Consider the following 20,263-nt stretch of genomic DNA (forward strand, 5'->3'; position numbering starts at 1 on the left):
CACGATTGCAAGCCGCAGCGGCCTAGGGACGGATCACAAACGGTTCTTTCGGTAAGCCGCCCCGGCGCAGAGCCCTGCCCCAGTCATATGAGATTTTCCGGGAAGGCCGCCTTGCGCGGGACCCGGTGATAAACGGCCCGGAGCATCAGTTCCGCGCCGGCTCCTGACGAGCGAAGAAGCCGATCCGGATGGACCGGATCATGGTTAAACCCTTTCGCTGAACGAGGCGATGACGACAGGCACCGCAAATCACAGAACCGAGACCCGGCGCGAAACGCAGCCGGTGGCTTCTGTCGCGGCCCGCACGCACTTCGAAGCGAACATCAATACAGTCCGGCGGCAGTGTTGTGCCGAGGAGGCGCTTATGCGGCCCCATCCGCGCGCCTCGCGCAGCCCCCGCCGGGGAGATTTCTTATGGCAAACAAAATGCTCATCGACGCGTCCCATCCAGAGGAGACGCGGGTCGTCGTTACACGCGGCAACCGGATCGAGGAATTCGATTTCGAATCACAGGACAAGAAGCAGCTTCGCGGCAACATCTATCTCGCACGCGTAACGCGGGTAGAGCCGTCGCTGCAGGCAGCCTTCGTCGAATATGGCGGAAACCGGCACGGTTTCCTCGCCTTCAGCGAAATCCATCCCGACTACTACCAGATCCCCGTCGCCGACCGGCAGGCGCTCTTGAAGGCGGAAGCCGAAGCTGCCGCCCACGAGGAAGACGAGGAAAACAACGAGCCCAAGCAGGAACGCGACCGTGGCGGTCGCCGCCGCAGGCGCGGCAAGAACCGCAACCGCAACGGCGAAGGCGCGCAAGCAGCCGCGGACGATCAGAGCGGCGCGGATGATGAATCCGCCGCGCAGGCGCAAGCCGAGGAAACAGAAGGCCAGGACAGCGACGAAGCAAGGACAATGGCCGCAGAGGCGTCCGCCGATGTCGTTTCGGAGCCGGTGGAACAGGCTGGCGAAGGTTCGGGCGGGATCGAGGAGGTTTCCTCCGGGGCGGCCGACGAGCGCGACATCGAATCGGTCGGCGCAGGCGATGCGCTGGACGAGGCGCGCGACCGCAGGCGCCCGATGCGCCGCCACTACAAGATCCAGGAAGTCATCAAGCGGCGGCAGATTCTGCTGGTGCAGGTGGTCAAGGAAGAGCGCGGCAACAAGGGCGCGGCGCTGACTACCTATCTGTCGCTCGCCGGGCGCTATTCCGTTCTCATGCCCAACACGGCGCGGGGCGGCGGTATTTCGCGCAAGATCACCAGCGCGCAGGACCGCAAGCGCCTCAAGGATGTCGTCAAGGAACTGGAAGTCCCGCAGGGCATGGGCGTGATCCTGCGCACGGCGGGCGAGAACCGCACCAAGGCCGAGATCAAGCGCGACTATGAATATCTGATGCGGATGTGGGAAAACGTTCGTAACCTGACGCTCAAGTCGACCGCGCCCACCTTGGTCTATGAGGAAGGAAGCCTCATCAAGCGCTCGGTGCGCGACCTCTACAACAAGGACATCGACGAGATTCTCGTGGCCGGCGATGACGGCTATCGCGAGGCGAAGGACTTTATGCGCATGCTCATGCCGAGCCATGCCAAGATGGTGCAGCCCTATCGCGACACGACGCCGATCTTTGCGCGCAGCGGCATCGAGGCGCAGCTCGACCGCATGGTGCAGCCGCAGGTCACGCTCAGGTCGGGTGGCTATATCATCATCAACCAGACCGAAGCGCTGGTTTCAATCGACGTGAACTCCGGCCGTTCGACGCGCGAGCATTCGATCGAGGACACGGCGGTCCAGACGAATCTCGAGGCCGCCGAGGAAATCGCCCGCCAGTTGAGGCTGCGCGACCTTGCGGGCCTGATCGTGATCGACTTCATCGACATGGAGGAATCGCGGAACAACCGCGCCGTCGAGAAGAAGCTCAAGGATTGCCTCAAGAACGATCGCGCCCGTATCCAGGTGGGCCGCATATCGCATTTCGGCCTGCTGGAAATGTCGCGCCAGCGCATTCGCGCAAGCGTTCTGGAAAGCACGATGAAAACCTGCCCGCATTGCGGCGGCACGGGCCATGTTCGTTCCGATTCGTCGGTCGCCCTGCTCGTGGTGCGCGCAATCGAGGAGCATCTGCTCAAGGACAACCGCCACCACATCACGGTGCGCACGCCGTCCGCGACGGCACTCTACGTGCTCAACCACAAACGCAGCACGCTTGTGGACATGGAGCGGCGCTTCGGACTGACCATCACAATCGAATCGGATGATTCGGTCGGGTCACAGCATTACGCCATCGCGCGCGGCGCGCCCGTCGAGCATCCGGTCGTTGTGAGCGAACTGCCGCAGCAGCCTGTCGTCGAGGAAGAGGACGACATCGAGATTGTGGACGAGGAGGTCGCCGACGTGGCTGCCGCCGAGACCGATTCCGAACGGCAGGCCTCGGACGACCAGAAGCGCAAACGCAAGCGCAGGCGTCGCCGTCGTGGCGGACGCGACCGCGACCAGCAGGAAGCCGGCGCTTCGGCGACGGATGAGCAGGACGACGCGCCCGCTTCGGATGACGACCAACCTGAGGAGGCGGAAGACGTCGCTGCGGTGGAAGCCGTCGAGCAGGACGATGCGCCCGAGCAGGACCAATCCGAAAAGGCGGAAGGCAAGAAGCGCCGCCGGGGCAAGCGCGGTGGCAAGCGCAGCCGCGCCGAATCGGCAGAAGCGTCCGCCTCGGATGCCGATGAAATCGTCACCGCCGAAGCCGAAAAGGCGGAGGAGCCGACCGAAGAAGCCGAAGCGCCTGCCGCCGTGGCGGCGCCCGCAGAGGAAATCGTCGTGAAGGCCGAGCCGGTCAAGAAGCGCGCCACGCGCACGCGCCGGGCCGCCAAGGCAACGCCCGAGGAGACGATTGCCGCCGAAGCGATCGACACCGCGGCTTCGGAAAAGGCCGGTTCATCGCCTGCCAACGGCGCCGAAGAAGCAGAAACGACAAGCGCCGCGAAGCCGCGCCGCTCGACCCGCCGCAAGGATTCCCCGGCGACAACTTCCACCGAAGCAGCCACGCCTTCAGTGACTTCAGCGGGATCAGGCGCGGAAGGCGGCGAGCCGACAGAGCCGAAAAAGGGCTGGTGGCAGCGCAAGGGCTTCTTCGGATAGGCAAACCGGCCTGCTCCGATCTTTCCTGACAAAATCGCCCGGCCACAACCGGGCGGTTTTTCTATTTAAGCCAGGCGGCGATGCGATCCGTGGCCTGCATCATGTCGTCCGCGCTGCCGGCATAGGAAAAGCGCATGAACCTGTGCCCGAGTTCCGGGTCGAAATCGCGCCCCGGCGTGGCCGCGACGCCTGCTTCCGCCAGCATGCGCTGCGCGAATTGCATGCTGTCGTTGGTCAGGCGCGAGACATCGCAATAGGCGTAGAACGCACCATCCATCGGGGCGGCCAGCGGAAAGCCCATCGCAGGCAGGCGCCCGGCCAGTATCTGCCGATTGGCGGCATAGCGCTCCTTCACCCGTTCCAGTTCCTGCGTCGCGGAAAAGGCCGAGATGGCCGCGATCTGCGACAGTTCGGGCGCAGAAATATAGAGGCTCTGCTGGATACGCTCGACAGGTCGCACAAGCGGTTCGGGCAGAACCATCCAGCCGATGCGCCAGCCGGTCATGCAGTAGTATTTCGAGAAGGAATTGATGACCGTCACATTGTCACCGCAGGCAAGCGCGGTCTGGTCGGGACCTGTGAAGTTCAGGCGATGATAGATTTCGTCCGAGATGACAGCGATACCGAGCGACTCCGCCGTCTGTACGAGCCTTGCCAGTTCGCCGCCCGGAATGCTCGCGCCGGTCGGATTGGCGGGGCTTGCGAACAGGATACCCTTCAAAGGCGCGCGGCGATGCTCGGCCTCGATCATGTCCGCGTTGAGATAGGGCGCGCTGTCCAGCCGGATCTCGACAACTTCGAGGCCGAGCGCGGCCATGATGTTGCGATAGGCCGGGTAGCCGGGTGCCGCGATGCCGACGCGGTCGCCGGGATCGAACATCGCCATGAATGCCAGGTTGAAAGCCGCCGACGAGCCGGTGGTGACCGCCACCCGCTGCCACGGTACGGCTATGCCGTAATGATCCGCATAGTGCTCCGCGATCGCCTGCCGCAAGCCGCGTAAGCCGAGCGAATCCGTGTAGCCGATGCGCCCGTCTTCCAGCGCCCGCCTCGCCGCTTCGCGCACCGCCGCCGGAGCCGGGTCCGAGGGCTGGCCGACGGCCATGGACACGATGGAGCGCCCCTCGCCGCGCAGCCGGTTGGCTTCGGCAAGAATGTCCATCGCGTGAAACGGCTCGACGTTGCTGCGGCGCGAAATCGCGATCGCCATGATGACTCCACGCATTGGGGGAACGGCTCGGTGCCGCACAAATGCCCGAATGATATGGGTTTCACAAGTTCATGATCGTCATGCGGCCCACTTTTCAACGGGCCGCGCGTCATTTAGGTCTTGATGGCTATGCTTTTCGCTCGAATCGCGCCCGCGGCACGTCGCGCACTTGGCCGACGCATCCTTGCGTTTGCGGTCGGTGGCGCGCTCGCAATCAGCAATGTCGCCGTGTCGGTCGCGCAGAACGTGCCCATCGTGCGGGACGCCGAAATCGAGGCGCTGGTGCGCGACTATGCAAAGCCGCTGCTCGCCGCGGCCGGACTTGGCCGCAAGAACATCGAGATCGTGCTCGTCAACGACCCCGGCTTCAACGCCTTCGTTTCGGGCCGCCGCATCTTCATGAATACGGGCACGCTGCTGACGGCGGAAACGCCGAACGAAGTCATCGGCGTGCTGGCCCATGAGATCGGCCACCTCGCGGGCGGCCATCAGGAGCGCCTGCGCATGCAGGTGGATCGCGCCAAGACGCTTGCGTTGGTCGGAATGCTGCTGGGCATGGGGACGGTAGCCGCAGGTGCTGCCACCAAGACCGAAGGTTTGGGAGGGGTCGGCATGGGCATGGCGACCGGCTCGACAGAAGCCGCGCGCCGCAGCCTGCTGGCCTATCAGCGTACCGAGGAAACCGCCGCCGACCGTTCCGCGTTGACTTATCTTGAGGCCACCCACCAGTCGGCGCGTGGCATGCTGAAAACCTTCAAGCGTTTCCAGAGCGCGCTGGCGCTTTCCGGCACGCGCGTCGATCCTTACCAGATCAGCCACCCGACACCTCGCGACCGCATTGCGAACCTGGAAGTGCTGGCGCGCAAGAGCCCTTACTTCGAAACGCGCGACCCGCCGGAGCTTCAACGCCGCCACGACCGAATCAGGGCCAAGATCGCCGCCTTCACCAATGGCCGCGGCTCCACGGCACAGCTTTTCCGCCAGAATAACGACCAGGAAGCCAAGCAATATGGCGAGGCCATCGAAGGCTATTTGCATGGCAATCCGCGCGCCGCGCTTGCGAAAGTCGATGCGCTGATCAAGGCGGAGCCGCGAAACCCCTATCATTATGAACTGCGCGGCGACACGCTGATGAAGGCCAATCGGCCTGCCGAAGCCGCCGATGCCTATGCGACGGCGATCAAGCTGGACCCGGCGCGCTCGGGCGTGCTTCAAGCCTCTTACGGGCAGGCGCTGCTCGCTCAGGGCAACGCCAAGGCCGCGAAGAAGGCCGTGCAGGCGCTTCAACGCAGTATCGCGGCAGACCCGGAAAACACCTCCTCCTATCGCTATCTCGCGCAGGCCTATGGCCAGCTCGGGCAGGTTGGAGAGGCCGAACTGGCTGCCGCCGACGGTCATTACTACAGCGGCAATTTCCAGGAAGCGAAGATCTTCGCGGCGCGCGCCCAGCGCAAACTCAAGCCCGGCTCGGCTGAATGGCAGCGCGCGCAGGACATCATCAATTACCGAAAACCACGCGGCTGACCGCATAGAACGGACAATTCGAAATGCAGAAAATCCTTCCCTACGGCATCGCAGGCGCGGTGGTCGCAATTGCGTCTCTTGTGGGTGGATACCAGCTCGGTGCGGTGGCGCGAGACGGTGCACCTGCTGCTGCGGCCACGGCGGCCATCTCGCCTGAACTTGGCGAATCCATTCGCAACTATCTCATGCAAAACCCTGAATTGATTGCGGAAATGCAGACCGCGCTGGAGGACAAGCAGCGCGAGGAGCAGCGGCTTGCCTCCCTCGACACGATCAAGAATGCCAGCGTCGCCATCTTCAACGCGCCGACCGACGCGGTGGTCGGCAACCCGCAGGGAAAGACAACCATCGTCGAGTTCTATGACTATAATTGCGGATTCTGCCGCCGCGCCATCGACGACATGCGGGCACTGACCAGCGCCGATCCGGACCTGCGTTTCGTCCTGAAGGAACTACCGATCCTGGGACCGGATTCGCAGAAGGCGCATATCGTCTCGCAGGCGTTTCATCGCCTCATGCCGGAAAAATACGCCGAGTTCCACAATCGCCTGCTCGGCGGCAGCGGCGGCCGGGCGACCGAAGCGAGCGCGATCCTCGTCGCCACCAGCCTTGGCGTGGACGAGGCGGCGTTGCGCGCGGAAATGAAAAAGCCCGAAGTCATCGAAGCCCTGCAAAAGAACTTCGAGCTGGCCGACCGACTGCAGATCACCGGAACGCCTTCCTATGTGATCGGCGACGAGGTCATCTTCGGCGCGCTCGGCCAGCAGGTGCTGACCGACAAGATTGCAAGCGCCCGCGCGCAGTGCCAGACGGCGGCATGCTGATTACCCCGGCGGACGCACAGGCGCGGACCCACGCAGTTGTGGAAAGAAAAACAACGCACTTGCGGTCTTTTCCGCTCGCTCTAAGCCAACTATAGAGGTCCGCGCACGGCATTTGCCGGAAAGCGGGAAGGCTTGCATGTCGAAACCGATCTTTGTCCTGAACGGACCGAACCTGAACGCGCTCGGAACGCGCGAGCCGGGGATCTACGGCGGAAAGACGCTCGCCGCCATCGGCGACGACTGCCGCGCGGCCGCGAAGACCCTTGGGTTCGAGATCGATTTCCGCCAGACCAATCACGAGGGCGAGCTTGTCGACTGGATTCACGAGGCGGGAGCCAAGGCCGCGGGTGTAGTGTTGAATGCCGGGGCCTATACGCACACGTCGATTGCGCTGCACGACGCGATCCGGGCGAATGCGCCGCTGAAAGTGGTGGAAGTTCACCTTTCAAACATACATGCGCGCGAAACTTTCAGGCACAAATCGTACATAGCCCCGGTGGCTGCCGGTGTGATCTGCGGTTTCGGGCCCAACAGCTACATTCTGGCGCTACACGCGCTGGCCGGCTAGGTCCGGCACAAACGGAAGGCATAGAAATGTCGATCAAGAAGTCCGCAGTGGACCAGCAGCTTATCCGCGATCTCGCTGGCATCCTCAACGATACCAATTTGACCGAGATCGAGGTGGAACTTGGCGACCTGAAGGTGCGGGTGTCGCGCGGCGGCACTGCCGTGCAGGCTTATGCCGCGCCGGCTTACGCACCAGCACCCGGACCTGCCCCTGCTGCGCCCGCGCAAGCGGCGGCGGCGCCGAGCGCCGAGCCGTCCCGCAATGCGGTGCTGTCGCCGATGGTGGGAACGGCCTATGCCGCCCCCTCGCCCGGCGCGAAGGTTTTTGTCGAGGTCGGCCAGCAGGTCAAGGAAGGCCAGACACTGCTCATCATCGAAGCGATGAAGACCATGAACCAGATACCCGCGCCGCGCTCCGGCACCGTCACCGCGATCATGTTCGAGGACGCGCAGCCGGTTGAGTTCGGCGAGCCGCTCGTGGTGATCGAATAAGCAGATGTTCCAGAAGATCCTCATAGCCAACCGTGGCGAGATCGCACTCCGCGTGCTCCGCGCGGCCAAGGAACTCGGCATCCAGACGGTCGTCGTGCATTCCACGGCGGACGCCGACGCGATGCATGTGCGCCTCGCGGATGAAAGCGTGTGCATCGGCCCGCCGCCCTCGCGCGACAGCTATCTCAACATTCACCAGATCGTCGCCGCGTGCGAGATCACCGGCGCGGATGCCGTTCATCCGGGCTATGGTTTCCTGTCCGAAAACGCAAAATTCGCGGACATCCTCGCGGCGCACAACATCACTTTCATCGGCCCCTCCGGCGACCATATCCGCATGATGGGCGACAAGATCGAGGCCAAACGCACCGCCAAGCGTCTCGGCATCCCGGTCGTGCCAGGGTCTGACGGCGCTATTTCCGATCCGGCGGAAGCCAGGCGCGTCGCAGCCGAGATCGGCTATCCGGTCATCATCAAGGCTTCCGCCGGCGGCGGCGGGAGAGGCATGAAGGTCGCGCGTGACGAAGCCGATCTTGAAATCGCTCTTGCCACGGCACGGTCGGAAGCCGGCGCAGCATTCGGCGACGACGCCGTCTACATCGAAAAATACCTCGAAAAGCCCCGCCACATCGAAATTCAGGTGTTTGGCGACGGTGCGGGAGAAGGTGTGCATCTGGGCGAGCGCGATTGCTCACTGCAACGCCGTCACCAGAAGGTCTGGGAGGAGGCGAATTCCCCTGCCCTGAACGAGGCAGAACGCAGCCGCATCGGCGGCATCTGCGCCAAAGCCATTGCCGATCTCGGCTATTCCGGGGCGGGAACCATCGAGTTCCTCTACGAGAATGGCGAGTTCTATTTCATCGAGATGAACACGCGCCTTCAGGTGGAACATCCGGTCACGGAAGCCATCACCGGCATCGACCTCGTGCATGAGCAGATTCGCGTCGCTTCCGGCGGCGGGCTTTCGGTGTCGCAGGAGGACATCCGTTTTCAGGGTCACGCCATTGAATGCCGCATCAATGCGGAGGACCCGCGCACCTTCACGCCGTCTCCGGGAACGATCACGCATTTCCACACGCCGGGCGGCCTCGGCATCCGCGTCGATTCCGGCGTCTATTCCGGCTACCGCATCCCGCCTTACTACGACAGCCTGATCGGCAAGCTGATCGTGCACGGGCGCAATCGCGTCGAATGTATGATGCGGCTGCGTCGCGCGCTGAATGAATTCGTCGTGGACGGGATCAAGACCACCCTGCCGCTCTTCCAGGACCTCGTGAACAATCCCGATATCGCGAACGGCGACTACGACATCCATTGGCTGGAAAAGCATCTGGCCCAGTCGGAGTCATAGGGAACGGCCCATGGTCCGGCCCTTCGCACCCGGCCATCGCATCCCCGTCGATCTCTTGCTGCGCGCATATGCGTCTGGCGTTTTTCCGATGGCGGAAAGCGCCGATGACCCGGAGGTTTTCTGGGTGCAGCCCGAATTGCGCGGCGTCATCCCGCTGGACGGGTTCCACGTTCCGCGCAGCCTTGCGAAAACAATCCGCAGCGGACGCTTCGAAATCCGGCTCGACCACGATTTCGAAGGCGTGATTGCCGGTTGCGCGTCCGCTCGCACCGACCGCCCATCGACATGGATCAACCAGCCGATACGGGAAGCCTATGCCGAACTCTACGCCCGTGGCCATTGCCACACTGTCGAGGCGTGGCGGGACGGACGACTTGTCGGCGGTCTCTACGGCGTCACGCTTGGTCGCGCCTTCTTCGGCGAGAGCATGTTTTCCTTCGAGCGCGACGCATCGAAGGTGTGCCTCGCCTTTCTCGTCGGTCATCTGAAACGGCAAGGCTTTGTCCTGCTCGATACGCAGTTCACAACCGAACATCTCGTCCGCTTCGGCGCCGTCGATGTGCCGCGCAAGACCTATGAAGCGCTGCTTACAGATGCGTTGAAGGGCACGCCCGCGCGCTTCCTTGACAAAGGCTAAGGCTGCGCGATCACGCCGCCGCTGACGGGCAATGTACATCCGGTGGTCGAAGGCCAAGTCAGCGGCAGCCCCTGCGTCGCGCGCACGGCCAGATAGGCCCATGCCTCGGCCTCGGTGAAATCGCCGTTCCAGCCCGCATCCTCTGCAATGATGACTTTCGCGCCCCCGGCATCGGCACCCGCCACCAGATCGCCCACGATGGCCGGGTTTTTCCGGCCTCCGCCGCAGACCACCCAAAGGCGCGGTCGTTCGGGCAGATGCTCGACGGATTTCAGGATCGCATCCGCCGACACGCGCGCCAGGGTGCGCGCGCCGTCGGAAAGGTCCATGTCGCCGAGCGCATCGAGGGTAAAATCAAGCCGGTCCAGCGATTTCGGGCCGGATTTCTTGAAAAACGGATTGTCGAGATAGCGCGCGAGCGCCGCTTGATCGATCTCGCCCTCGCTCGCGATTCGACCGCCATCGTCAAACGGCACACCGCCCTCGCGCGCGACCCATTGATCGATCAGCGCATTGCCGGGGCCGGTGTCGAACGCGATGGGATCGCCAGACGCCGGCACGAATGTGATGTTGGAAATGCCGCCGATATTGACGAACGCGATCGGAAACCGGTCATGCCACTCGGCCGCCTTCGAGCGCGCAAGCGCCGCGTGATAGGCGGGAACGAGCGGCGCACCCTGACCGCCATGGACCATGTCGTTGGCGCGCATGTCGTAGACCACCGGCGCGCCGACGAGTCGCGCGAGTTGAGCCCCGTCGCCGAGTTGCACCGTCAGCGCGTCGCCCGGGCGGTGCAGCACTGTCTGGCCGTGAAAGCCGACGACTTCCGGTTTTTCGCCATGGGAGCGAATGAAGTCGTTGACGGCATCGGCGTGCCGCTGCGTGATTTCGCGCTCCATTGCGGCAAGGTTTCCGGGCCTTTCCTCACGCTTTTCGATCGATTTTGCCGTTTCGAGCGCCGTTTCGAGGCGTCGGCGAAAGGCCGGGTCGTAGGAAACGAAGGCTGCTGGACCGAACTCGATCCGATCGATGCCATCGGTGCGGATCGACGCTATGTCGATTCCGTCCATCGAAGTTCCGCTCATCAGGCCGATTGCTGAGGTCAAACGCATCCGAACTTTCCTGTGAAAGTCACTTTTTACGTGATTCTTGGCGCAAAGCTGATAAATCCGGCCCTTTCAAAGGCCCTTTCACGGCCAATCCCACATAGAGACAGATCATGGCAGGCTTCAAATCCGATTTCCTGAACGTCATGCAGGAGCGCGGCTTCATCCACCAGATTTCGGATGAATGCGGCCTTGACGACCTTCTCACGAAGCAGCGCGTGACGGCCTATGTCGGATATGACGCCACGGCCACCAGCCTTCATATCGGAAACCTCATTTCCGCAACCATGCTTTACTGGTTCCAGGAGACCGGCCATCGCCCCATCGCGCTGATGGGCGGCGGAACGTCGATGATCGGCGATCCGTCCTTTCGGGACGACCAGCGCAAGCTGCTGACGCCCGAAACGATCGAGGAAAACATACAGGGTATAAAGAAGATTTTCGGGCGCATCCTGCGCTTCGGTGAAGGCGCGTCCGACGCCATCATGGTCAACAATGCCGACTGGTTGCTCAAACTGAACTATGTCGAGTTCCTTCGGGAGGTCGGGCGTCACTTTTCGGTCAACCGCATGCTCACCTTCGACAGCGTCAAGCTGCGGCTCGACCGCGAACAGTCGCTGTCCTTCCTCGAATTCAACTACATGATCCTGCAAGGCTATGATTTCGTGGAGCTTTCCAAGCGCTACGATTGCCGCTTGCAGATGGGCGGCTCCGACCAGTGGGGCAATATCGTGAACGGCATAGACCTTGGCCACCGGATGGACACACCGCAGCTTTTCGCGCTGACGACGCCGCTGCTGACCACATCTTCCGGCGCGAAGATGGGCAAATCCGCGAAGGGCGCCGTGTGGCTGAACGGCGAACTCTTCTCGCCCTATGATTTCTGGCAGTACTGGCGCAACACCGAAGATGCCGATGTCGGCCGCTTCCTGAAAATCTTCACGCGGCTGCCGCTTGACGAGATTGCGCGCCTTGCAGCGCTTGGCGGCAATGAAATCAACGAGGCCAAGAAGGTGCTCGCAACGGAGGCCACGGCCATCGTGCACGGACGGGAGGCGGCGCAAGAAGCGGCGGAAACGGCCCGCAAGACATTCGAGGAGGGCGCTCTCGCAGACAGCCTTCCGACCATTACGCTTCCGGCGGCGGAGCTGAGCGCGGGCGTCGGCGTGCTTGCGCTGTTCGTGCAGGCGGGGCTTGCGGCCTCCAACGGTGAGGCGCGGCGCGCGCTCCAGGGTGGCGCTTTGCGGCTCAACGACCAGCCGGTCACGGACGAGCGCATGCAGATCGGCGATGACCGGCTGACCGGCGACGGCGTGCTCAAGCTCTCCTTCGGCAAGAAGAAGCACGTTCTCGTGCGGCCCGCATGAAGCAAAGGAAGCGAGCGTGACCGCATTCGTCATCGATCCCCCGGCGCAACCGTCGGTTGCAGTCGCCGGAAGCGCGGCCCGGTTCCCCGTCCGGCGCATTTTCTGCGTTGGCAGGAACTATGCGGCCCATGCGCGCGAAATGGGAAAGGACCCCGATCGCGAGCCGCCCTTCTTTTTCTCAAAGCCCGCAGATGCGGTGGTCGATTCGGGAACAAGAATCCCCTATCCACTGCTGACCGAAAACCTGCATCACGAAGTCGAACTCGTGGTGGCGATCGGCAAAGGCGGCGTGCGCATTCCGGCCGAAGACGCCCTGTCTCATATATGGGGATATGCTGTCGGAATCGACCTGACGCGGCGTGATGTCCAGGATGTCGCCAAGAGTCTTGCGCGTCCCTGGGACTGGGCCAAGGCTTTCGATCAATCGGCGCCCTGCGGCCCGCTGGCGAAGGCATCCGACATCGGGCATCCGTCGACCGGGCGCATATGGCTGACCGTCAACGGTGAAACGCGGCAGGAAGGCGATCTGTCGGAATTGATTTGGCCCGTGGCGGACGTGATCTCGCTGTGCAGCTCCGCCATGGAGCTTATGCCCGGCGATTTGATCTATACCGGCACACCCGCCGGAGTGGGACCGCTCACAGCCGGTGATGACGTTCGAGCCGGGGTCGAAGGCGTCGGCGAAATCAGCGTTTCAATTGTCGCGCGTGTGGACTGACCAGTTCAGGATCACCTTGTAACAGGCGGAAATCGTTTCTCTTCTATGCACCGCGCCGTTCGCGGCGTTCATAGAACATGGTCAGCGTCTCGCAGGTCAACGCAGGGGTTTCCTGACCCTCGATCTCGATGCGGTTGAGCACGCGAATGAGATATTGCCCCGGTCCCGCATCGTCCACGGCAAGCAATTTGCTGTGCAGCCGCACGCGCGAGCCGACGATGACCGGCGACAGAAAGCGCACATGCTCTATGCCGTAGTTGAGTGCGGCCTGCGTGGCTTCGGGAATCACGCCAATCTCCTGCCCGAGCGCGGCGACAAGCGCCAGCGTCAAATGGCCATGTGCAATCGGCTTTCGAAACGGACTTTCACGTCGCGCCCGTTCGGCGTCCAGATGGACCCACTGCGTATCGCCGGTTGCCCGTGCGAACTGCTCGATGCGCTGCTGATCGATCACAACCCAGTCGGATACGGACAAATCCTGCCCCGTCATCGTCTTGAGTTCGGCGAAGGTTGGCGGCCGCGTCTCTCCCATTCAACCTAGAATAGAGACGACAGCGCGACCGTCAATGCGCCTGCCGGTCCCGCCAATACTCCGCGCGGGCCGTCACGGGAAGCGCCATGTGCACAGTGTCTTCAAGTTCGATCAGGCCGACGGTCTCACCGGCCTCGAAGGTCAACTTCGCCCCGAAGCGCCGGGCAAGCGCCTTCATGGCCGCATTCTGGGCGTGGGTGGTGACGCGCAGCCGCCGGTAGCCGAGGCCCATCGCGGTCTGGATGAGTCGCTCGAACAGCAGGCCACCCAGGCCGCGATGCTGCCAAGGCTTTTCGACGCTGAAGGCGATTTCCGCCGTGGGTTCGCCGGGATCGGGATTCTCGTGCAGTTCCGCAGCGCCGATCACCTGCCCCTCTTCCACGACGCCGATGACGCTCGTGCCGTCCGCGAACGACCTGTCCGCATAGGCGATGAGAAATTCATCCTTGGTGCCGCCATTGAAGCGGTCCGCACGGCTTTCCTTGTCGAGCCGAAGCAGATGGTCCCGGAAAAGCAGCTTTTCCGAAGGACGCAACTGGCGCACCTCAAAGATTTTGGTCTTCAGGTTGCCGTTATAGGTTCGCATCACGAACACCCCTGGGCCCTCCCCAAGTTACGACTCCCGTCGAGCGCAATATTGTGCATTGCAGCATAATTATCAAGTCTTGGAACCGCCTCAGATCTATTCCGATATGCAAGCCAGTCCTGCAAAAATGCCGGTGCGAACCAGATTCCTTGTATCGGGAGCCGCAAGAGTATAGGTGTAGCCCACAGGCGCACCCAGATGCGCCAAGGAGCAGAATATGCGACTTACGCGTCAGACGAACTATGCGATCCGCATACTCATGTATTGCGCCGCCAATGATGGGCAACTGAGCCGTATCCCGGAAATCGCGGCTGCATATTCGGTATCGGAGCTGTTTCTTTTCAAGATTTTACAGCCGCTTGTCGAGGCGCGGCTTGTCGAAACTGTGCGTGGCCGCAACGGCGGCGTGCGCCTCGGCAGACCCGCCGAGCAAATCTCGCTGTTCGATGTGGTGCGCGTGACCGAAGAGAGCTTCGCCATGGCGGAGTGCTTCGAAAATGACGCGACGGACTGCCCGTTGGTCGACAGTTGCAATCTCAATGCGGCCCTTCGGGAGGCGCTGAACGCCTTCATGGACGTGCTGATGAAGCATTCCATCGCGGATATGGCGCGCGACCGCTCCAATATGCGCTCGCTGTTGCATATTGATTCGCTGCCGCAAAAGGCAATGGCGAGCTGACAAATCGGCTCAGCGCGCGACAAGCCTACGCGACAACCCGAATTGAATTGCCCCACGGGTCGGTAGCCTGCTTTGTGGCTGCCGGGTCCTTGGCGCGAAGTTCCACCCAGCTCAGGCCTGTGATTCCAGGCTGGCGGGGACCGGCGCCCCTGCTCTGCCAGGCATTTGCACCAATATGATGGTGATACTGTCCGGTCGATAGGAAAACGGCGTCGCGCCCGTAGTGCGCGACCGTGTCGAAACCCATTTCGCCATTCCACCATTGCTCGGCAACCTGCGGATCGCCGACGCGCAGATGCACATGCCCCACGATCGAATTGTCGGGAAACCCGTTCCATTCCGTGCTTCCGGCAGGAACCGAACCGCGAACCGCATCGACATTCATGCGATGGGTGGCCATTTCCACCTGCCGCCCGTTCCATTTCCACTCGCCGGCGGGGCGATCTGCATAGATCTCGATGCCGTTGCCTTCGGGATCGGTAAGGTAAAGCGCTTCGCTGACCAGATGGTCGGATGCGCCGTCAACGGGAATCTGCTTCGCAATGGCGTGGTTGATCCACCGACCGAGATCAGCCCGTGACGGCAGGAGAAAGGCTGTGTGGAATAGACCTGCGCTGCGCGGATCTTCCTGCTTCAGCCCGGCGTCGCCCTCGATAACCAGCAGCGGCTTGTCGCCCGCGCCGAGCACTATGGTCTCGCCGTCGCGCGAAAGCTCGTGGAGCCCCACCACGTCCCGATAGTAATCAGCCAGTCTTGCGGCATCGCGCGCCTTCAGTCCGACACGCGAAACACTGATCGGTGCGTTCGCGGCAAAGGGTAAAGCATTCATGTCTGTCTCCGTTTCGCTGCGCGCGGAACTTGCAGCGGCGATCATTGCGCCTGCCGCCAAAACGCTACGTCTAGAAATGCGCATTGCACAATCCGTCATTTTCTGTTGCACGATATGTCGGCCAACCGGATCGTTCATACAAGCCACGATATTCCGAACACCGCGTTCATTAATTGAGAACGGACCAGCCTTGCAGCCCGATTTCGCCAACGCTACATGCCCGCCATGAAAGTCAAAGACGCAGATATCCTCATCATTCCCGGATACACCAATTCCGGCCCGGAACATTGGCAGACGCGCTGGGAAGAAAAGCTCTCAACGGCGCGCCGTGTCGAACAGGCCGCATGGTCGAAGCCAGTGCGCGAGGATTGGATCGGGGAAGTCGCGAAAGCGGTCAACGAATCGGATCGCCCGGTCGTGCTGGTGGCGCATTCGCTCGGCGTGCCGACCGCGGTCAACGCCATTCCCCAGTTCGAGAAAAAAGTGGCGGGCGCGTTTTTCGTCGCGCCCCCGGATGTGGCAAACCCCGCCATCAGGCCGAAGCATCTGATGACGTTCGGTCCCTATCCGCGCGATCCGCTGCCGTTCCCCTCAATTGTGATCGGCAGCAGAAACGATCCGTTCTGCACCTATGAGGTCGCGGAGGACATTGCCGCCGCCTGGGGTTCGCTCTTCATCGACGCTGGAGAAGCGGGCCACATCAACAGCGATGCCGGGTTCGGCCCTTGGCCGGAAGGCTCGATGGTTTTCGCGCAGTTTCTCTCACGGCTTTGAGCCTAGCTCTTGATGGACTGGCTGACTGCGTCGAGCAGCGCGGTTGCACCGAGATTGAACAGCTGGCCTTCGGACCCGGCCGCAAGCAGGCGGAACCCCATCTTGACGACCCTGCCCGCGATCTTCGGATCGACGACATATATGGCGGCATATTTTCCGGCTTCGCGGGTGCGTTTCGCAATCTCCGCAACCGTCCCCATCATCTCCTCGAGGGTCGAATCCACGACCGCGCCCTTGCTCCACGCGATGGAAAAATCTGAAGGCCCGACGAAAATGCCGTCGATTCCGGGCACGCCGAGAATGCCGTCCAGCGCATCGAACGCCGCACGCGTCTCGACCATGGCAAACGCCAATATGCGGTCGTTGCTCTTTTGCAGCCATTCCTGCGGGTTGACCTTGCCATAGCGGGGCGCGCCGAAGGTCGGGCCCCATGAACGTTCACCCACGGGCGGATATTTCATCGACGCGGCAAACTTCGTCGCATCCTCGACCGAATTGATCATCGGGGCAATGACGGCATCGGCCCCGAAATCCAGCGCGCGGCTTGCCATGTCGAACCGGCCGACCGGTATGCGCACCAACACCGGCTTGCCCGCCTTCTGGACCGGCACGATGGATCGCAGCACACTGTCCTCGTGATGACCGCCATGCTGCATATCGAGCGTGACCGCGTCGAACGGCTGTCCGGCGAGCAATTCCACCGTCAGAGCGTCCGGCACGCCGGACCAGGCTGTTATCGTGACTTCATCGGCGGCGAGGCGTTCTGCGAGGCTCATCAACACTCTTCCCTGCTGTACGGGGCGATGATTCCCGCATGGCGCCAAAAAGGCAAAGAAAAACCGCCCGGCAGGCGGGCGGTTCGATGTGGTCCAATGAGGAGTGCTAGCTGTTGCGCACGTCCTCGACGGCCTTGGCCATCAGCTCGTCCATGGTCCTGCGGATCTGGTGCTCCGACTGGTCGACGCCGGCGGCCTCGAAATCGGCCTTGACCTTGCGCAGCACGTCATGGTCGCCCGCCTCCTGAATATCGGACAGCACGACTTCCTTAGCATATGCCTCGGCATCCGCCCCGGTCTTGCCGAGCTTTTCCGCCGCCCAAAGGCCGAGCGCCTTGTTGCGCCGCGCGCTGGCCCGGAAACGAATCTCCTCATCGATGGCGAACTTGCGCTCAAACCCCTCTTCGCGGTCCTTCATGCTGCTCATGTTCATTCCCTCTGGATGTTTCCCGATGCTGCACATAGATGTAAGCGTGAAACGCACAAATCAAAAGGTGGCTCCCCGGTCAAGCTCTCGCGAGGTGTGCTGCAATGCAAAATCGCATGCGTCATTCCGGTTGATTGGCGCAATTGACAATTGAGACGCGCCGCGGATTGGGCTAGAGCCTGAAACGGGTTCGTTAAACCGCCTTTCAGGGAGCCGTATTGGCACAATCCCTTTCAACCAGAGATTTTCCGCGATGAAATCACGCCGCCGCATCTACGAAGGCAAGGCCAAAATTCTCTATGAAGGCCCGGAGCCGGGTACGCTCATCCAGTTTTTCAAGGATGACGCCACCGCCTTCAATAAAAAGAAGCACGAGATCGTTGACGGCAAGGGTGTGCTCAATAACCGCATATCCGAGCATATCTTCGTGCATCTGAACCGGATGGGCATCCCGACCCACTTCATTCGCCGCCTCAACATGCGCGAACAGCTCATCAAGGAAGTCGAGATCATTCCGCTCGAAGTCGTGGTGCGCAACATCGCCGCCGGTTCGCTTGCCAAGCGCCTCGGCATCGAGGAAGGCACCGTGCTTCCGCGTTCGATCATCGAGTTCTATTACAAGGCTGATGCGCTGGACGACCCGATGGTCTCCGAGGAGCACATCACCGCCTTCGGGTGGGCAAGCCCGCAGGAAATCGACGACATCATGGCGCTGGCGATCCGCGTCAATGATTTCCTCTCCGGCCTTTTCCTCGGCGTCGGCATCCAGCTTGTCGATTTCAAGATGGAATGCGGCCGCCTGTTCGAGGGCGATATGATGCGAATCGTCGTGGCCGACGAGATTTCTCCCGACAGTTGCCGCCTGTGGGACGTGAACACGCAGGACAAGCTGGACAAGGATCGGTTCCGCCGCGACATGGGCGGCCTCGTGGAGGCCTACCAGGAGGTCGCGCGCAGGCTGGGCATCATGAACGAAAACGAATCGGCTCGTCCGACCGGCCCCGTCCTCGTGGCCACCAACGAGGAGCCGAAAGGCACCAAGCATTGATTTCGACAGGACTGGACGCGTGATAAAAGCCCGCATTACCGTGACGCTCAAAAACGGCGTGCTCGACCCGCAAGGCAAGGCCATCGAACACGCGCTCGGCGCACTCGGCTTCGACGGCGTTGGTGCCGTTCGGCAGGGCAAGGTGTTCGACCTCGAATTGCAGTCCACCGACAGGGCGAAGGCGGAAGCCGAGATCAAGTCGATGTGCGACAAGCTGCTGGCAAACACCGTGATCGAGAACTACGCCGTGGAGATCGCCTGATGCGCGCCGCGGTCGTGCTGCTGCCGGGGCTCAATCGCGACCGGGACATGATTGCGGCGCTGACCAAGATTTCCGGGACTGCGCCTGTCACTGTCTGGGAGAGCGACCGCACGGTTCCCGACGTCGACCTGATCGTTATTCCCGGCGGTTTTTCCTATGGGGACTATCTGCGCTGTGGCGCCATCGCCGCGCGAATGCCGGTGATGCGCGCCGTTGCGGAAAAGGCGGCAAAGGGCGTCATGGTCATGGGCGTCTGCAACGGATTCCAGATCCTGCTCGAGGCAGGTCTGCTGCCCGGTGCCCTGATGCGCAACCAGTCGCTCAAATTCGTGTGCCGCGAGATCAAGCTGGAAGTGGCCAACGCCAACACCGCCTTCACGCGCAACTACCAGCCCGGTCAGATCATCCGCTGCCCTGTCGCACATCATGACGGCAATTATTTCGCCGACGCCGATACGTTGAAGCGGCTGGAAGGCGAAGGCCAGGTGGTCTTCCGATACGCGGAAGGAACCAACCCCAACGGATCGGTGAACGACATCGCCGGGATCATCAATGAAAACGGCAATGTGCTTGGTCTGATGCCTCATCCCGAAAACCTGATCGAAGCCGCGCATGGCGGAATCGACGGTCGCGCATTGTTTGAAAGCGTGCTCGGAAAGGCCGCCTGATGCAGCCAAGCCGCCTTCCTGTCGCGGCCCTTGCGGCGCTTGCATTGCTCGCGGGTTGCCAGCAGGCACCGAGGTCGACCACGCAAGGCGGCGGAAAAAGCGCGTCGTTGCGCGCGATGGAGCAGGTGGCGACTGCGGCGCATAAATGCTGGTTTGCCAGCAAGGACCCCGCTTTCCGCGCCTATCGCTTCGCGAACGAACTCAACTCCATGAGCGGCCAGCCGCGTTTCCTTCTGGTTCCGGCCAAGAATTATGGCGGCCTGCCCGCGCTCGTCGTGCAGGCGCGCGGCTCTTCGAGCCGAGTCGAGGTGTTCGGCCCGCTGATGAACGAACCGGTCGCGGCACGAATCAACGCTGATGTCGCGCGCTGGTCGGGCGGCGATTCCTCCTGTGGAGCAAGCGCCTGAATGCGCGATATGCCGGGGAAGCCTTGACTTTCCCGATTGCTTGAGTATGTGTCGCGCCAACTTTCCGCATTTGGCCGACCTTGAACGCTGACGCGGACATCAAATCATTTTGCTGACGGGTATCGATCATGGCCAAAGCCGCGAACATAAAGATCAAGCTGCTCTCCACCGCCGACACCGGCTATTTCTATGTGACGAGCAAGAACAGCCGCACCAAGACCGAGAAGTTCTCGTTCAAGAAGTATGACCCGATTGCGCGCAAGCACGTCGAGTTCAAGGAAACCAAGATCAAGTAAGATCGGGTTTCGTCCGTCGGACGATCGTGCTTCGAAGAGTGTTCGCCGCGC

Annotated in this window: 23 protein-coding genes; 16 read left to right on the forward strand and 7 right to left on the reverse strand. The window is 62.1% G+C overall.

What is annotated here, in order from left to right; translation table 11 throughout:
* Positions 1-414 precede the first annotated feature (414 nt).
* The gene (locus M9924_16350) at positions 415-3,132 is read left to right on the forward strand and encodes an Rne/Rng family ribonuclease (GenBank protein MCO5065967.1); all 2,718 of its coding nucleotides are present in this window, start codon (positions 415-417) and stop codon (positions 3,130-3,132) included.
* A gap of 61 nt (positions 3,133-3,193) precedes the next feature.
* On the opposite strand, the gene M9924_16355 is transcribed toward M9924_16350, so the two are convergent.
* Complete coding sequence (locus tag M9924_16355; protein MCO5065968.1) at positions 3,194-4,342, reverse strand: aminotransferase class I/II-fold pyridoxal phosphate-dependent enzyme; 1,149 nt, start codon at positions 4,340-4,342, stop codon at positions 3,194-3,196.
* A 129-nt stretch (positions 4,343-4,471) separates the two neighbouring features.
* On the opposite strand from M9924_16355, the gene M9924_16360 reads away from it, so the two are divergent.
* The 6 genes from M9924_16360 (at position 4,472) to aat (ending at position 9,737) form a co-directional block, all read left to right on the forward strand.
* Positions 4,472-5,866, forward strand: a complete 1,395-nt coding sequence (locus M9924_16360) for a M48 family metalloprotease (protein ID MCO5065969.1) — start codon at positions 4,472-4,474, stop codon at positions 5,864-5,866.
* A 23-nt stretch (positions 5,867-5,889) separates the two neighbouring features.
* Positions 5,890-6,690, forward strand: a complete 801-nt coding sequence (locus M9924_16365) for a DsbA family protein (protein MCO5065970.1) — start codon at positions 5,890-5,892, stop codon at positions 6,688-6,690.
* A 136-nt stretch (positions 6,691-6,826) separates the two neighbouring features.
* Positions 6,827-7,258: a type II 3-dehydroquinate dehydratase gene (aroQ, locus tag M9924_16370; protein ID MCO5065971.1), complete on the forward strand. Its 432-nt coding sequence runs from the start codon at positions 6,827-6,829 to the stop codon at positions 7,256-7,258.
* Between the two features lie 26 nt (positions 7,259-7,284).
* Positions 7,285-7,749, forward strand: a complete 465-nt coding sequence (gene accB / locus M9924_16375; GenBank protein ID MCO5065972.1) for an acetyl-CoA carboxylase biotin carboxyl carrier protein — start codon at positions 7,285-7,287, stop codon at positions 7,747-7,749.
* A 4-nt stretch (positions 7,750-7,753) separates the two neighbouring features.
* A complete protein-coding gene (accC, locus tag M9924_16380) occupies positions 7,754-9,100 on the forward strand; it encodes an acetyl-CoA carboxylase biotin carboxylase subunit (protein ID MCO5065973.1) in 1,347 nt (448 codons plus the stop codon).
* 10 nt (positions 9,101-9,110) lie between these two features.
* Positions 9,111-9,737 carry a leucyl/phenylalanyl-tRNA--protein transferase gene (aat, locus tag M9924_16385; protein MCO5065974.1) on the forward strand — a complete coding sequence of 209 codons (627 nt, stop codon included), beginning with the start codon at positions 9,111-9,113 and terminating at the stop codon, positions 9,735-9,737.
* On the opposite strand, the gene M9924_16390 is transcribed toward aat, so the two are convergent.
* The gene (locus M9924_16390) at positions 9,734-10,849 is read right to left on the reverse strand and encodes an anhydro-N-acetylmuramic acid kinase (GenBank protein MCO5065975.1); all 1,116 of its coding nucleotides are present in this window, start codon (positions 10,847-10,849) and stop codon (positions 9,734-9,736) included. The genes aat and M9924_16390 overlap by 4 nt on opposite strands.
* Before the next feature lie 107 nt (positions 10,850-10,956).
* On the opposite strand from M9924_16390, the gene tyrS reads away from it, so the two are divergent.
* The gene (gene tyrS, locus M9924_16395) at positions 10,957-12,210 is read left to right on the forward strand and encodes a tyrosine--tRNA ligase (protein MCO5065976.1); all 1,254 of its coding nucleotides are present in this window, start codon (positions 10,957-10,959) and stop codon (positions 12,208-12,210) included.
* Positions 12,211-12,226: 16 nt separating this feature from the next.
* Positions 12,227-12,928 carry a fumarylacetoacetate hydrolase family protein gene (locus M9924_16400; GenBank protein ID MCO5065977.1) on the forward strand — a complete coding sequence of 234 codons (702 nt, stop codon included), beginning with the start codon at positions 12,227-12,229 and terminating at the stop codon, positions 12,926-12,928.
* Between the two features lie 43 nt (positions 12,929-12,971).
* On the opposite strand, the gene M9924_16405 is transcribed toward M9924_16400, so the two are convergent.
* Together M9924_16405 and M9924_16410 are read right to left on the reverse strand one after the other, a co-directional pair.
* Complete coding sequence (locus M9924_16405) at positions 12,972-13,460, reverse strand: MaoC family dehydratase (GenBank protein MCO5065978.1); 489 nt, start codon at positions 13,458-13,460, stop codon at positions 12,972-12,974.
* Between the two features lie 31 nt (positions 13,461-13,491).
* The gene (locus M9924_16410) at positions 13,492-14,046 is read right to left on the reverse strand and encodes a GNAT family N-acetyltransferase (GenBank protein ID MCO5065979.1); all 555 of its coding nucleotides are present in this window, start codon (positions 14,044-14,046) and stop codon (positions 13,492-13,494) included.
* A gap of 217 nt (positions 14,047-14,263) precedes the next feature.
* Here M9924_16410 and rirA point away from each other — a divergent pair, with 217 nt between their 5' ends.
* Positions 14,264-14,725, forward strand: a complete 462-nt coding sequence (rirA, locus tag M9924_16415; protein MCO5065980.1) for an iron-responsive transcriptional regulator RirA — start codon at positions 14,264-14,266, stop codon at positions 14,723-14,725.
* Positions 14,726-14,750: 25 nt separating this feature from the next.
* Here rirA and M9924_16420 read toward each other — a convergent pair whose 3' ends face one another.
* On the reverse strand, positions 14,751-15,554 hold the full coding sequence (locus M9924_16420; protein ID MCO5065981.1) for a VOC family protein: 804 nt from the start codon (positions 15,552-15,554) through the stop codon (positions 14,751-14,753).
* 225 nt (positions 15,555-15,779) lie between these two features.
* Between M9924_16420 and M9924_16425 the strand changes: the two genes are divergently transcribed.
* Entirely contained in the window at positions 15,780-16,328 is a 549-nt protein-coding gene (locus M9924_16425; GenBank protein MCO5065982.1) for an alpha/beta hydrolase, read from the forward strand.
* 2 nt (positions 16,329-16,330) lie between these two features.
* Here M9924_16425 and M9924_16430 read toward each other — a convergent pair whose 3' ends face one another.
* Both M9924_16430 and M9924_16435 read right to left on the reverse strand, forming a co-directional pair.
* Positions 16,331-17,104 carry an HpcH/HpaI aldolase/citrate lyase family protein gene (locus tag M9924_16430; GenBank protein MCO5065983.1) on the reverse strand — a complete coding sequence of 258 codons (774 nt, stop codon included), beginning with the start codon at positions 17,102-17,104 and terminating at the stop codon, positions 16,331-16,333.
* A gap of 106 nt (positions 17,105-17,210) precedes the next feature.
* The gene (locus M9924_16435) at positions 17,211-17,531 is read right to left on the reverse strand and encodes a DUF1476 domain-containing protein (GenBank protein ID MCO5065984.1); all 321 of its coding nucleotides are present in this window, start codon (positions 17,529-17,531) and stop codon (positions 17,211-17,213) included.
* A 253-nt stretch (positions 17,532-17,784) separates the two neighbouring features.
* Between M9924_16435 and M9924_16440 the strand changes: the two genes are divergently transcribed.
* The 5 genes from M9924_16440 to rpmG all read left to right on the forward strand — a co-directional run bounded on the left by M9924_16440 (position 17,785) and on the right by rpmG (position 20,212).
* Positions 17,785-18,579 (forward strand): phosphoribosylaminoimidazolesuccinocarboxamide synthase, encoded by a 795-nt coding sequence (locus tag M9924_16440; protein MCO5065985.1) that lies wholly within the window; start codon positions 17,785-17,787, stop codon positions 18,577-18,579.
* Positions 18,580-18,598: 19 nt separating this feature from the next.
* Positions 18,599-18,841, forward strand: coding sequence for a phosphoribosylformylglycinamidine synthase subunit PurS (purS, locus tag M9924_16445; GenBank protein ID MCO5065986.1), 243 nt, complete (start codon positions 18,599-18,601; stop codon positions 18,839-18,841).
* The gene (gene purQ / locus M9924_16450; protein ID MCO5065987.1) at positions 18,841-19,509 is read left to right on the forward strand and encodes a phosphoribosylformylglycinamidine synthase subunit PurQ; all 669 of its coding nucleotides are present in this window, start codon (positions 18,841-18,843) and stop codon (positions 19,507-19,509) included. Before purS ends, purQ begins: the two co-directional genes overlap by 1 nt.
* Positions 19,509-19,916: a hypothetical protein gene (locus M9924_16455; GenBank protein ID MCO5065988.1), complete on the forward strand. Its 408-nt coding sequence runs from the start codon at positions 19,509-19,511 to the stop codon at positions 19,914-19,916. The genes purQ and M9924_16455 overlap by 1 nt, the downstream gene beginning before the upstream one ends.
* Positions 19,917-20,044: 128 nt before the next feature.
* On the forward strand, positions 20,045-20,212 hold the full coding sequence (gene rpmG / locus M9924_16460; GenBank protein ID MCO5065989.1) for a 50S ribosomal protein L33: 168 nt from the start codon (positions 20,045-20,047) through the stop codon (positions 20,210-20,212).
* Positions 20,213-20,263 lie beyond the last annotated feature (51 nt).

This window comes from Rhizobiaceae bacterium (genome assembly GCA_023953835.1).
In the GTDB taxonomy this organism is placed as follows: domain Bacteria; phylum Pseudomonadota; class Alphaproteobacteria; order Rhizobiales; family Rhizobiaceae; genus Mesorhizobium_G.